A 13,835-nucleotide genomic window follows, 5' to 3' on the forward strand; every position below is an offset into this window, starting at 1 on the left:
TTAAGAGGCAATCATGATGCGATTTTTACCGGATTTTTTGGCCTGACAAAGCGCTTCATCCGCTCGTTTTAGTAAGGATTTCTGGCTTTCACGAAGCTGCCGAAAAGCAATACCACCACTGAAAACAATTGGAACAGGACTGCCATCCATGTCTGGAAGCGCTTTTTTGGAGAAACTATTCTGCAGGCGCTGCATCACCCAAACCGCTGATTCCAGGGTGGTATCCGGCAGCAATATGACAAACTCTTCACCACCGTAGCGGGCGACCACATCACTTGGTCGTAGCGATTTTTTTGCTAGCTTTACCAGATGAATCAGGACATCATCACCGAACTGGTGGCCATAGGCATCATTAATACACTTGAAATTATCCAGATCAATCATAACTGCACATAATATATTTTCATTCCGGTCGGCACGTGCTGCCTCCCGTAAATAAACAGCATCCAGACCGCGCCGGTTGAATGCCCCCGTCATTGGATCGTAATGGATGAGCTCCCGCAACTGTTCAAGCTCCAGCTTAAGTGATTCGATCTGATTCTCAGCAAGCCGCACCTGTTCTTGTGCGCTATATATTTCGTTGCTGTAACGCAGACTCTTGGTTTCACCCAGCACTGTATCCAGAATATCGATAATCTCATTTACATCACTGGTTTCTCGGATTCGACGAGCGTATTGTTCAACCTGTTGACTATACTCATCTGCACCGGTTACAAGTTTCTGGCTCTTTCCTTCAGCCTTGGTTCTTTTTTTGCCTGTAGTCGAAGATTTGACCAGCTGCAATACCTTTTTCTCATCCGAAATCTGCACAATTATCCTCCTGAAACGGTACCGCAATCGTTGTAATCACCCGGAGAAATCCGGAAATCCACCTAAGAAGAGTGCCAACCGGGATTTAGAAAAACCTTACCGAAGCATTCATTTAGTAACAGAAAGGCTAACAGAACCTGTTTAGTGCAAAAGAAGGAATTAAAGGAAAACCATGCCGGTATTCAACCATACAACCGATCAGATGTTTTTATAAACATCTGGCAGGATATTAGAGATATCCTTTATTTGATACATACCGCACGTACCTGATGAATATCGGTAATTCCCTGCAGCACTTTTTCTATCCCGTCCTGTTTCAGGGTACGCATGCCGTCACCCAGCGCGGTAGTCAGCATTTCAGCAACACGCGCGTGTTCCTGTACATTTTTTTTGAGTGCATCAGTAGCTGTCAGTAGCTCGTGCAAACCGACCCGGCCCGCATAACCGGTTCCCGTGCAATGCTCACAACCGGCCGGCTGATACAACGTAATCTGCCCTTTTTCATCCCCATATTGTTGGATCCAGCGGGCTTCAATTTCACGATAGGCTGCATCAGGATCAGCCTTGAAGTGCTCAATGTTTTTCAGTTCCTCACAATACTCTGTCAGTAACGCACAAATTTCCTCCCGGCTGGCCGGGTGTGCTTTTTTGCATTTACACAACCGCCTGGCCAAACGTTGCGCCAAAATCCCCAGTAATGCATCTGAAAAATTGAATGGGTCCATCCCCATATCCAGCAAGCGGATGATGGATTCCGGCGCACTGTTGGTATGTAACGTGGCAAATACCAGATGCCCGGTAAGCGAGGCTTCGATACCGATCCCGGTCGTTTCCTTATCACGCATCTCGCCTACCATGATGATATCCGGATCTGCTCGCAGAAAAGATTTCATGATGGTGGCAAAGGTCAGACCGGCCTTGGTGTTGATTTGTACCTGACGCAATCCTTTTTGCGTGATTTCAACCGGATCTTCCGCCGTCCAGATTTTGGTTTCCGGCCGGTTCAGATATTTGAGAATGGAATGTAGTGTTGTTGTTTTACCAGAACCAGTCGGCCCGCAAACAAAAAATAATCCGTAGGGTTTACTGATAATTGATTTCAATTGCTCCAGATTGGCAGGAGTAAATCCCATTTTTTCCAGTGGAATCGGCTCACCTGCCGCCAAAATACGCATCACGACATCTTCCACGCCACCGGCTGAAGGAATGGTTGCAACCCGCAGCTCAATATCGAGCGGCGCAAATTTCCGGAACTTAATCTTGCCATCCTGCGGTTTACGTTTTTCTGAGATATCCAGATCACACATGATCTTGAGACGTGTCACTAACGGATTGCGGTAACTGGCGGGAATTTCGATGTAAGGCATCAGTGCACCGTCCTTGCGGAAGCGGACACTGGTTTTTCCCTTACCGGGCAAGGGTTCAATATGGATATCTGAAACCCCCATTTTATAGGCGTCCATGATAATGCGATTCACCAGTTTGACCAGCTCGTTGTCTGCAGCGGCCGAGGCTTCATCTGTTTCAGCTTCCCTGGTTTCTTCCACGACCTCTTCCAGATTGGAGAGCATATCGTCAATGCTGCCCCCCAGATTTTCAGCCTCTGTGGCGCCATAAAATACATCCAGCGTAGCTTTGAATTCACGCTGGGTACAAACCGTATAGATGATTTTACGCTTTGGAAAAATCTGATTGACGATACGCAAGGCCTTGATACGCTCGGGATCCAGCGTCAGCACTACCAATCCATCATTTCCATCATCTATCGGCAACCAGCTATTGCTTTCGACAAACTCCCGTTTGAGATTTTTCAGCAGATCCAGCGGCCTGATCCGATCCGCCCTGTAACCTTCATATTTCACACCGAAGAAGCTGGCCAAAGCTCCGCCTATCTGTATGACGCTGATACCAAATTCATCAATCAACACATCTTCCAGATCACGGCCTGTTTCGCGTGCCCGTCTGGTCGCCAGCTCAAACTCACCGGTGCTGATCACAGCATTGACGATCAGCTGATCATAACGGGTCTTGCCCAACAGCTGCTGCATCCGGTGCTGCTTAAAGGCAGCCGCCAGCACCTGGCAAATTTCACCCAAACTATCAACTGTCTTCTGTGAAAAAGGCTCGTCAGACTTATTGTTAATGAGCTGCACTACACCCAGCAAATCATTATCACCAGCACTCGGGATCGGCACCACGAGCATCTGTTTGGTCCGGTATCCTGTCCGTTTATCCACTTCCTGTAAAAACCGCAGGTATTCCCCCTGTTTCCTGAGTTCATTCCGATCATAAACATCCCTGAAATTGACAGTTTTTCTGTGTAAAGCCACGAAGCCGGCAATACTCTGTTCATTAATTGGCAATTTCAGATCCTGGCAGGAGTCCAGCCCGGTTTTAATACGCGAAACAAGGCTGGCTCTATCACCACTTACGGTATAAATTGTCAGACGATCTGCATTAAACACCTCGCAGATATCCCGGTTCACCTCAAACATGATTTCGTCGATATTCCCTGCTGCGTGAATCCTGTCAATCACGGAACGCAGACGATTGGCGGAATTGAGTGAAATTCCCGCTGCGGAGACAATGCCCGAGCCAGCTTGAAAAACCTGAGATGTACTCATGTTTACGCTATCCTAAAATTCAAATATCTGATTACTCATCAATCTGTGGGGGCTGAAACGCGTAACGCCCGCAAGAATCTCGCGCATGGCCACTTCCGCCTCTCCTTGCCGTAGGTGGGTAATATATATTTCGGCATTATGCTGCAGTTTATTCAGTTCATTTGCCAACATAGCCGGATGAAAATGTCCGGCACGTGCTGCGATATCCTGACCGGCGTCACTAAAGGCGGATTCGATAATCAGATAGCGCAGGTTTGGAATCTGGTTGATAGCTTCCCATAACGCATCATCAGCAGTGGTATCGCCGGTGAATACCAGGCTGGATTGCCCGGAATCAAGCTGAAAACCTACCGCTGGAACTATATGACACGCCGGTAAAGGCGTGATCCTGCGTGAACCCAGCGCCACAGCTTCACCCACAGTAATCGGCTCATAGCGCATATAAGGATGAACTGCATCAGGAATACAAGAAAAATCCGGCCAGATATGCCAGTTGAAAATATGTGCCTGCAGACACGCCAGTGTAGATGGCAGAGCATGCACAATCAGTGGTCGGTCGCGCAGACTGCCGGCTGTATCTACCAGGAAAGGAATGAAAGCAATGTGATCCAGGTGGGCGTGCGTAACGAATATATGATCAATTCTCAGCAGGTCATCCAGAGTAAGCGTGCCAACTCCGGTACCGGCATCGATCAGAATATCTTCATCCAGCAACATCGCAGTAGTATGGGAATCACTCCCTATTCCACCGCCACAACCCAATACTTTTAATCTCAAGACTACCAATCCTCCATTCCGGATTTAACGGAAAATTGCAGCAGATCATTTACTGCAATAAATGGAGGATTACGGCTTATTTCCGCTATTATTTAAGTAATAATACCGGAACAGTTGAAAGCTGAATCAGCTTGCTGGCAACAGAGCCAAGCAGCAAGCCCTTGACAGCGCCCAACCCGCGCGGACCAATAACGATCTGGTCACATTTTATTTCTTCGGCAAATTGCAAGATCATGGTCTCCACCTCACCCACAACAATATGGTGTCGGTAAGCGATTCCTCTTTCTTCCAGGTAATCACGAGCCTGCTTCAGGCCTTTAAGCCCTTCCTCTCGGTAATAATCCCCAATCTCCTCCTTGCTGACAAACATGGAAACATTACCAGTCAGCGGAATTCGCACATTCAATAAATGAATCTCCGGTTTTTCACGGTACCAGTCGAGCCGTTTTACAAATTCCTCAACTGCCCGTTCGGAAGCCTCGGAACCATCCACTGGCAGTAACATTTTTAGCATAAGACCCCCTTTTCACGTGTAACTCATCACAAACAACACTTTGATAATCAGCTGATACTTAAAATTTACTGCTTGACCATTCTGCAACATATGCCACCTGATTACCCGGATTCAATCTTTCCCCAGCAAATCGACTGAAACACCCATACTTTTATGTATCCGGGCTGCCAGCCACTTTCCAATACCGATCACCAGCAGGGAACAGCTTATCGGGGCAAGCCAATGCAGATAAGCAGCCTGTGTATCCACCCACTCCTGGCTAACCGTATCAGTCGTCAGCAATCCACCAGCAATCCAGCCAAGCAAACCGGCACCGACAACAACGATAACGGGAAAACGCTCAATCCATTTCATCACCAGTTTACTGCCCCAGACGATAATCGGTACGCTGAACAACAAGCCAAATATCACCAGAGCGAGACTGTCCCTGGCTGCGCCGGCTATACCCATAACATTGTCCAGGCTCATTACCGTATCGGCGACAATGATTGTTTTGATCACACTGGGCAGGGTTGCCCCCCCCCCCTTCACAATCGGTCCGCTTTCGCTGGTGCCCGGTTCTGGTAACAACAGTTTAACGCTGATCCACAGTAGCAAAAAAGCACCAATTATTTTTAGATAAGGTAGTGCTAATAACTGGAGGGCGAAAAAAACCAGCAGGACACGTATCCCGATCGCCCCCACCATCCCCCAGAATATTCCCTGATTACGCTTGTTCTCAGGCAAATTCCGGCAGGCCAATGCAATGACCACGGCATTGTCAGCGCCGAGTGCAATATCAATGGCGATAATCTGAAAAACAGCAACCCAGAATTGGGGATCGGCCATTCCCATCATTTTTACTCCTGTTGTCCGAAAATAAATGCAAGCACTTCATCCCGCTGCCGCAACGTGTCCTGATAACCCAGATCAATCAGCGCCTGACAGAAAGGTGCCTCAAACAATACATAGCTGAGCATGGCCGAACCTTTTGGCCCCATTGCGCCGGCAGCATGGAAAAAATAGCGGATTGTACGCGGTAAACTGCTGGCATATGCCTGCGCCAGTTCATCAATTCTTTCACTTGGTGTAATTACCATGCAGTCTATCGTACGTAACAAAGGCATATTTCCTGTTTGTGTTTCAGGAATCAAGCTGAGTGTCTGGTTAATACGTCGCAAGCGCTCAAGATCGGCATCCAGACCGTCAACAAAAATACTGTTCATCACATGTCCGGCAATCTGCGCCGGAGGTGGATAGCCAGTCACCTTGATACGTTCGCAATCAGCTTCTTTCTTTTCATTGACGCTGATCACCAGCAAGCGATCTGCCCCCAGATGTAATGCCGGGCTCAACGGCGCAAACTGCCGCATGGAACCATCACCAAAATATTCGCGATTAACCCGGATTGCCGGAAAAATCAATGGAATCGAAGCAGACGCCATCAGGTGCTGGATACCGATACGTGATGGAACACCGATACGCTGTGCACGCTTCCAGGGAATAATGCTGGGATTAGCCTGATAAAAAGTGACCGATTGCTCGGAAGCATAACCCCAGGCTGTTATGCCGAGCGCATGCAGCGCCCCGGCATGAATACTCCTGCGTATGCCTCTGAAAGGCAAATGACAGGCCAGCAATTGTCTGAGCGGAGTGTTGTCCAGCAGCGAAACCGGTTTCCCCGCCATTCTGCTTGATACAATCGAGCCAAAATAGCGCAACATTGTATGTAACACGCCGATCAGATCAGAGCGATAAATCTGGCCAGTATGAAGATTGCTCCATACGGCTTCCAGCCGCTTGATTCCTGTCAAAAAATGGGTTGCCGCCATGGCGAGGCCTGCGGCGTTGATCGCCCCGGCAGAAGTGCCACAAATCACCGGAAAAGGGCTGCGTGCATGCGATGGCAGCATTTCGGCAATGGCTCGCAATGCGCCTACCTGATAAGCCGCCCGCGCACCACCGCCGGTCAGAACCAGGCCCAACCTTGGCTGCTGTGAATCATTTCGGGGTATTTCACTCACGAACAACTCATTTTAGGACATTCTTTACTCTGATTCCTGCCAACATCATTATTCTCGTTCCTGCTTACCTTTCATTACCATGCCCACACTCGCGCGACTATACAGTAACTCTCACATCAGTGAGATATTCTCATGCATCCTGCGTCAGCAAAAACCGGTTAACAACATCCTGGCCGAATCACAGGTTACAGCCCTAACAAGGCAAAGTGCTAAAATACCCTAGCACAGACACAATCAGCATTTTCCCTAAAAACAAACTGACACATCACTCACTATGGCACACACCGAGCTTTTCCCCCCTATTGAACCCTATAATCACGGCACATTGCCACTGGATGGCATTCACACCATGTACTGGGAACAATCGGGTAACCCGGAAGGTATTCCTGTTCTGTTCCTCCATGGAGGGCCCGGTGCTGGTGCCACGCCCGGTCATCGCCGTTTTTTTGATCCGGCACATTACCGGATTGTTATTTTCGACCAGCGTGGTGCCGGACGTTCCACTCCTCTGGGTGAAATAAAGGACAATACCACTACTCTGCTCATCACGGACATCGAAAAGCTGCGGCACCATCTTGGTATTAAACAATGGCTGATCTTTGGCGGATCTTGGGGCAGCACATTGGCACTTGTCTACGGTGAGGCGCATCCTGAACGCTGCCTGGGATTTGTACTACGTGGTATTTTTCTTTGTCGCCCCAGTGAAATCCACTGGTTTTTATATGGACTACAAAATATTTTTCCAGAAGTCTGGCACGAATTTGTATCCCGCCTCTCGATAGACGAACAACGCGACATTCTCACTTCCTACTATCGTTTACTGATTCATCCCGATCCTGATATCCATCTGCCAGCTGCAAAAGCATGGAGTCGCTATGAAGGAAGCTGTTCAACCCTGTTACCCAACCCGGATACAGTTGATTATTTCTCCAGTAATACTGTTGCGCTGGGGCTGGCAAAGATTGAAGCACACTATTTCAAGAATAATATTTTTCTGCCGGAAAATAGCTTGCTGGACAACGTGCACAAGATTCGCCACTTGCCTGGTGTCATTGTTCAAGGGCGTTATGATGCGGTTTGTCCGATTGTCAGCGCATATGATCTGCACCTGGCCTGGCCACAGGCTGAGTATATCGTCGTCAATGATGCCGGCCATTCCGCCTGGGAACTTGGGATTCAGGCTGAACTCATCAAGGCTACCGAGAAATTCAGGCAGATACTGTAATCAGGCCTGAATCACCCGGTTACCGTAATCTGGAAAGATCAAGATATTGCGCAAGTTGCTGCACGTCAGGTTGCGCTTGATACGGCAAGATACCCAATAATGGGCAATCCAGCCATTCGACCAGTGTTTGCAGGTTTGCTTCCGGCTGCAACATATCCGGATCAATTCTGTTTGCCACCCAGCCTGCCAATTTCAAACCGGCTGATTCAACTGCGCGAGCTGTCAGTAATGCATGGTTAAGACAACCTAGCCGCATTCCCATAACCAGGATTACTGGCAGCCCTAACACACAGGCCAGATCACGCGTGTCGTATCGATCGCCTGACAAACCTGATAGCGACAGCGGCACCATGAAACCACCGACACCTTCGACAATCGTTATCTCTGCTGCTGTTTGCAGCTTCTCGCAAGCCTGCCGAATCACTTCCAGATCGATACGGATATTCGTCTGCTGTGCAGCGATATGCGGTGCTATTGACTCGACAAAGGCATAAGGATTAATCAGTTTACGTGGCATGCTGACCGTGCTGGCTGCCTGCAGATTTTCCACATCCTGCCATAATCCATCTTCACGACCTGACACCACTGGCTTCATTCCAACAGCGGTATAGCCATGCGTCGAAAACGCATGCAACAGCGCACAACTCACTGTAGTTTTACCAATTCCGGTATCCGTACCCGTTACAAAGAATCCTGTTGCCATTATTACGGATCCAGCCCCAGCTTGCGCCGCGTCTCCGGCTTTAGCTGAACTTTACGCATCTCCGGTTTCCAGGCGTGCCCATAAACTACTTCGTAGGTTGCTGGCAGCCTGCCATCCTTGCGCAAGGTTTCATATTGATTGATCACTTGCTGCCATGTCGTCTTGCCCATCAAGCCGCGTCTGCGCCCTTGTGTCACATTGCGGGCACCAATTGCTTTGAGATCCTGCATAGCGCTTTTGACATCATCGTAGGTCAATGTAATATATTCCATATCCATCACCGGCAATGAAAAGCCACAACCCACCAGCATATCACCCACATCATGCATATCCGTAAAACGATTGACATGACTAAACGGATCCACTGACTTGAAGGCTTGCCGTAATTCCTTCAGTGTATCCGGCCCAAACGTGCTGAACATCAACAAACCACCATCCTCCAGTACGCGATGCGCTTCTGCAAATGTCCGCCTGAGATCATTACACCACTGGAATGCAAGGTTGGACCAGATCATGCCAACGCTGGCTTCGCGCAGGGGCAACTGTTCTATGTCTGCGCAGATATAGCCTCTGGGTTGATGATGCTTGAATGGTAGCCAGCGCTGCCAACCAGGTATTTTCTCCAGCATGGCTGCACGTGCACGATCATGCATCGTCAGCGCAATATCCATCGACATGATTTCTGCCGCAGGATAGCGTTCGATCAGCTTGCGCGTACCGTAACCGGTTCCACTGCCTGCATCGATAATTTTGCCGGGAACATATTTGATATATTCCAGGCGTGACAACATACGGTCGCATATTTCCCGCTGCAGTACGGCAGACTGGTCATAACTGGTCGCCGCCTGTTCAAATGACCGGCGCAACATGCGCTTGTCGAGTACATGATCATAAAGCATCGAAACAACCCACAAATTGCTCAGGAAAAGAAAGAAACGGCGCGTGGCCGCAATGAGGAAACAGCTTCAATTGCGCCTGGGACAAGTGCTGCTGCGTCCATTCAGCAGCACCAACAGGCGCGATAACATCATTCTGGCCATGAATCAGCAGCACAGGCTGTTTAATTTGATCCAGTTCAGCTCGCAAATCACTCGTTTGCAGAATCTTTAATCCTGCCTGCAACGTTGCAAACTCCGGTGACAAACCACTCAACATACTCTTGCGCAGCCGTGCCAGTACCCGGGTCTGATCCTCGCTACCGCTAACTTGCAGTGTCAAGAAACGATTGAGGGTTTGCATATAGTCACGTGCCAGATTTTCCATAAACAGGGTCAGGGTTAATGATTCCATCCCCCATGGCCAGTTGGCACGTTTGACGAAACAAGGGGTACTGGCAACCAGTACTAATTGTTGTACCCGTTCCGGCATCTGTAATGCCAGCCTGATCGCCACTTGCCCACCGAGCGACCAGCCGCACACAATGCTGTTATCAGGCAAATGGTCTGCAATCACTTCGGTCATCTGCTCCAGAGAATCCAGCGCACAATCACGGCTAGCACCGTGCCCCGGCAAATCAATGCAGTGCAGATGGAAACGCCGGGAGAGCGGCTCTGACACACACTCCCATACACCACTGTGCATGGCCCAGCCATGCAACATCACCAGATCAGGCCCGCTCCCGCTTGTCTCAATATGCAACCGGGTCATATCAGCATCCAGCCAGATCATGCAAGGCTGCACTCAATTGATCGACATCTTCCCCAGCATGAGCCGCAGACAAACTGATGCGCAACCGTGCCATGCCTTGCGGCACTGTCGGAGGGCGAATAGCCGGCACCCAGATACCACGCTCACGCAACGCCTGGTCCAGCCGGACGGCCTCCCGGCTTCCGCCCACCAGCAATGGCTGTATCGGTGTATCCGATAGCAATAGTTGCCAGGGGAGAGATTGCAGCTTTTGTCGCAACTGCTCTATCAATTGAACAAGCCGCTCCCGTCGCCAGACACCCTGACTGATTAATTGTAAACTGGTCAGCAAGGCATGTGCCAGCAACGGGGCTGCCGCCGTGGTATAGCCATAGGTACGGCTATGCTGAATGAGCGTTTCAATCATTGACGCTTGCGCTGCCACGAACGCGCCGGATACTCCTGCTGCCTTGCCCAGCGTTGCCATGTAAATCAGATGTGGTACATTTCGCTCCACCTCCTGCGGATCATACAAACTGCCTTTGCCCTGTTCACCCAGCACACCAAATCCGTGCGCATCATCCAGCAACAACCAGGCATCAAAGCGCTGACACAACGCCAGCAGCTCGGCAACCGGCGCCCTGTCACCATCCATACTGAATACTGCGTCGGTGACGATCAGCCGCCGCCGGGCTTGTATCGTCTTCAGCTGCTTCTCCAGGGTAACAAGATCAAGATGGGGATAACGAATGAAGCGGGCACGTGACAGCAAAGCCGCGTCATTGAGTGAAGCATGATTGAGACGATCTGCAAAAATCGCATCTTCCCGCCCCATGAGCGCAGTCACCACCGCCATATTGGCCATGTAGCCCGTGGAAAACAGCAGGGTACGTGGAAGGCCGACGAACTCCGCCAGTGCCTCTTCCAGTTCATGATGTGCGCGGGAATGACCACTAATCAGATGAGAAGCGCCCGAACCCACACCGTAACGTTGTGCACCTGCTGCTACTGCTTCGATCAAGGCTGGATGATTAGCCAGCCCCAGATAATCGTTACTGCAAAAAGCCAGAAAATCCCGGCCATCAATGGTCACACGCGGGGATTGCGGCCCTTCCAGCACCTGGCGAAAACGATACAACCCTTCCTGCCTGCGCTGTTGCAGCGCTTCAGCCAAGTCCGGCAGCATGGTGGTTAAAGTGCATGCAATCCCAGTTTTTCGAGCAAAGCTGCGTCCTGTTCCGTATCCGGATTGCCGGTCGTGAGCAGTTTGTCACCATAAAAGATAGAGTTGGCACCGGCCAGAAAACACAGTGCCTGAATAGCTTCCGACATCTGTCGGCGGCCAGCAGAAAGCCTGACCTTTGCTCTGGGCATGGTGATACGTGCTGCTGCAATAGAGCGGACAAATTCAAACGGGTCGAGCTCAGGTGTACCGTACAAAGGTGTGCCTTCGACCTGCACCAGGTAATTGATCGGTACTGATTCAGGATAAGGATCAAGGTTGGCCAGTTGTGCAATCAGGCCGGCTCGCGCTGTGCGCGATTCCCCCATGCCAACGATGCCGCCACAGCAAACATTGATATTGGCACCGCGCACTTCCTCCAATGTATCCAGGCGATTCTGATATTCGCGTGTAGTAATGACCTCGCCATAAAACTCAGGAGAGGTGTCGAGATTGTGATTGTAGTAATCCAACCCGGCCTGCTTGAGTTGAACAGCCTGCCCGGGTTTCAGGATACCCAATGTAGCACAGGTTTCCAGCCCTAAATCCTTAACCGCACTGATGAGCTCGGTCATGTGTTCAATATCACGTTGTTTGGGTCCCCGCCAGGCGGCTCCCATGCAGAAGCGCGTTGCGCCACTTTCCTTGGCTTTGGTGGCAGCCATCACTACTTCCTCACGCGACAAAATTGCTTGATTTTCCACCCCGGTATGATAACGGGCCGCCTGCGGGCAATAGGCGCAGTCTTCAGAACATCCACCAGTTTTTACTGACAGCAGCGTAGACAATTGCACGCCATTAGCATCGTGATATTGGCGGTGCACCGTTTGCGCCTGAAAAATCAGATCATTAAACGGCAAACCCAACAGTGATTCAACATCTGCCACCAACCAGCGTGGCGATGATTCTTGCTGCGCTGCCAAATCAGGGTTGGAATATGTGCATCCGCACTGTTTTTCAGAAATTAAACCGGTTCCGGATTCCATGATCATTCTCGGCGATAGCCTGCTCCAAGTTATAATAAATAGTAGGCGATCATTACGGATACCTTTTAGATTGTCAATTTTTTCTTCTGGAATTTTGAACAGGCGATTAAATTTTGTGCAATTATTCCAACATAAGCATTGCGTGTTATGTCAAGTGTCTGATCATCGAGATATCTGCGCAGCCTGCCTGCATGATCTTCCCAGACTGTCTCAAGTACACTGCCCTTCTTGCCTGCTACCAGTGCCTTCCTCACAGATTTGTGGTGCCTGTCTGCGCAAGCCGCCCGCCTGGAACCACGTCAGAGCAGCCGTGCGTTACACCTATCCGGTTGATGCACTGATACAGGCACTGAAATACCGCTCCGAACTGTCGCTGGCACCAATACTGGCAGATTTGCTGCTGACAGAACTCCAGGAAGATTCTTTACCTGACTATGTCATTCCGGTACCGCTTCATCCGGACAGGCTGCGGGATAGAGGATTCAATCAGGCGCTCGAAATCAGTCGTCATCTGTGTAGAAAGACAGGATGCAAATTGCTACCTGCCGCCTGCGTACGCACACGCAGCACTCCTTCGCAGACTGAGATTCCATGGAAGAAACGGAAACAGAATGTTCGTAATGCCTTTATCTGTACCCAGCATTTTTCCGGAAAACAGGTTGCTATCGTGGATGATGTCATGACCAGCGGCGCCACCCTGAATGAACTGGCCAGAGTTATCCTTCGCCAGGGGGCAGGCAGTGTTCGCGCCTGGGTTGTCGCCCGGGCATTTCCGAGTTAATCATCCGAAAATAATACGGACCGACAATCATTCAATCTGACAAACTGATCAACATGCTACAGGTAATCCTCCATCAGCCGGAAATCCCGCCAAATACCGGCAATATCATCCGCCTCTGTGCCAACACCAGCACACAGCTGCATCTGATCAAACCACTGGGATTCAATTTAAGTGATCGGCAACTGAAGCGTGCCGGACTGGATTATCACGAATGGGCGCGCCTCACCGTGCATGAAGATCTGACATCCTGCCTGAGCCTCATGGATGGATGCCGGATTTTTGCTGTCACCACCAAGGCAACAAAGCACTACGATAAAGTAGATTATACGACTGATGATGTCTTTTTGTTTGGCTCTGAAACTCGTGGGCTGCCTGTTGAAGTACTGGAAGATTTCTCTCAGGATCGCCGTATCCGTATTCCTATGGTTCCTTCTTCTCGCAGCCTGAATCTCTCCAATTCAGCAGCGGTTATTATTTACGAAGCCTGGCGACAAACTGGTTTTGATGGTGGTGTCTAGGGTGTAATATTCATCTGGTTGTTCACCGTCCTCATATCAGGCACTA

The 13,835-nt window shown here is 50.0% G+C and carries 14 protein-coding genes; 3 read left to right on the forward strand and 11 right to left on the reverse strand.

Features of this window, described 5'->3' with window-relative positions; translation table 11 throughout:
* The 6 genes from ACZ5EJ_RS10070 to ACZ5EJ_RS10095 all read right to left on the reverse strand — a co-directional run bounded on the left by ACZ5EJ_RS10070 (position 1) and on the right by ACZ5EJ_RS10095 (position 6,728).
* Entirely contained in the window at positions 1-810 is an 810-nt protein-coding gene (locus tag ACZ5EJ_RS10070; RefSeq protein ID WP_074455915.1) for a GGDEF domain-containing protein, read from the reverse strand.
* A 242-nt stretch (positions 811-1,052) separates the two neighbouring features.
* Entirely contained in the window at positions 1,053-3,434 is a 2,382-nt protein-coding gene (locus ACZ5EJ_RS10075) for a GspE/PulE family protein (RefSeq protein WP_074455916.1), read from the reverse strand.
* A 12-nt stretch (positions 3,435-3,446) separates the two neighbouring features.
* Entirely contained in the window at positions 3,447-4,211 is a 765-nt protein-coding gene (locus tag ACZ5EJ_RS10080; RefSeq protein ID WP_074455917.1) for a 3',5'-cyclic-nucleotide phosphodiesterase, read from the reverse strand.
* Between the two features lie 88 nt (positions 4,212-4,299).
* A complete protein-coding gene (locus ACZ5EJ_RS10085) occupies positions 4,300-4,725 on the reverse strand; it encodes a universal stress protein (protein WP_011635149.1) in 426 nt (141 codons plus the stop codon).
* A gap of 111 nt (positions 4,726-4,836) precedes the next feature.
* Positions 4,837-5,559: a TerC family protein gene (locus tag ACZ5EJ_RS10090; protein ID WP_074455939.1), complete on the reverse strand. Its 723-nt coding sequence runs from the start codon at positions 5,557-5,559 to the stop codon at positions 4,837-4,839.
* Between the two features lie 5 nt (positions 5,560-5,564).
* Positions 5,565-6,728 carry a patatin-like phospholipase family protein gene (locus ACZ5EJ_RS10095; RefSeq protein ID WP_011635151.1) on the reverse strand — a complete coding sequence of 388 codons (1,164 nt, stop codon included), beginning with the start codon at positions 6,726-6,728 and terminating at the stop codon, positions 5,565-5,567.
* Positions 6,729-7,002: 274 nt separating this feature from the next.
* Here ACZ5EJ_RS10095 and pip point away from each other — a divergent pair, with 274 nt between their 5' ends.
* On the forward strand, positions 7,003-7,953 hold the full coding sequence (gene pip, locus ACZ5EJ_RS10100) for a prolyl aminopeptidase (protein ID WP_011635152.1): 951 nt from the start codon (positions 7,003-7,005) through the stop codon (positions 7,951-7,953).
* 19 nt (positions 7,954-7,972) lie between these two features.
* On the opposite strand, the gene bioD is transcribed toward pip, so the two are convergent.
* Genes bioD through bioB form a run of 5 tightly spaced genes read right to left on the reverse strand, consistent with a single transcriptional unit; the run spans position 7,973 to position 12,490 of the window.
* Positions 7,973-8,656, reverse strand: a complete 684-nt coding sequence (bioD, locus tag ACZ5EJ_RS10105) for a dethiobiotin synthase (protein ID WP_074455918.1) — start codon at positions 8,654-8,656, stop codon at positions 7,973-7,975.
* Between the two features lie 2 nt (positions 8,657-8,658).
* Positions 8,659-9,555 carry a malonyl-ACP O-methyltransferase BioC gene (gene bioC / locus ACZ5EJ_RS10110; protein WP_074455919.1) on the reverse strand — a complete coding sequence of 299 codons (897 nt, stop codon included), beginning with the start codon at positions 9,553-9,555 and terminating at the stop codon, positions 8,659-8,661.
* Positions 9,545-10,324, reverse strand: a complete 780-nt coding sequence (bioH, locus tag ACZ5EJ_RS10115) for a pimeloyl-ACP methyl ester esterase BioH (protein WP_011635155.1) — start codon at positions 10,322-10,324, stop codon at positions 9,545-9,547. Before bioH ends, bioC begins: the two co-directional genes overlap by 11 nt.
* Positions 10,305-11,468 (reverse strand): 8-amino-7-oxononanoate synthase, encoded by a 1,164-nt coding sequence (bioF, locus tag ACZ5EJ_RS10120; RefSeq protein WP_011635156.1) that lies wholly within the window; start codon positions 11,466-11,468, stop codon positions 10,305-10,307. Before bioF ends, bioH begins: the two co-directional genes overlap by 20 nt.
* Positions 11,469-11,473: 5 nt before the next feature.
* The gene (gene bioB / locus ACZ5EJ_RS10125) at positions 11,474-12,490 is read right to left on the reverse strand and encodes a biotin synthase BioB (protein WP_074455941.1); all 1,017 of its coding nucleotides are present in this window, start codon (positions 12,488-12,490) and stop codon (positions 11,474-11,476) included.
* A 142-nt stretch (positions 12,491-12,632) separates the two neighbouring features.
* On the opposite strand from bioB, the gene ACZ5EJ_RS10130 reads away from it, so the two are divergent.
* Together ACZ5EJ_RS10130 and trmL are read left to right on the forward strand one after the other, a co-directional pair.
* Entirely contained in the window at positions 12,633-13,271 is a 639-nt protein-coding gene (locus tag ACZ5EJ_RS10130) for a ComF family protein (protein ID WP_277985860.1), read from the forward strand.
* Between the two features lie 53 nt (positions 13,272-13,324).
* Positions 13,325-13,789 carry a tRNA (uridine(34)/cytosine(34)/5-carboxymethylaminomethyluridine(34)-2'-O)-methyltransferase TrmL gene (trmL, locus tag ACZ5EJ_RS10135; protein ID WP_074455920.1) on the forward strand — a complete coding sequence of 155 codons (465 nt, stop codon included), beginning with the start codon at positions 13,325-13,327 and terminating at the stop codon, positions 13,787-13,789.
* The last annotated feature ends 46 nt before the right edge of the window (positions 13,790-13,835 follow it).

This window comes from Nitrosomonas sp. TNE100, assembly GCF_055387135.1.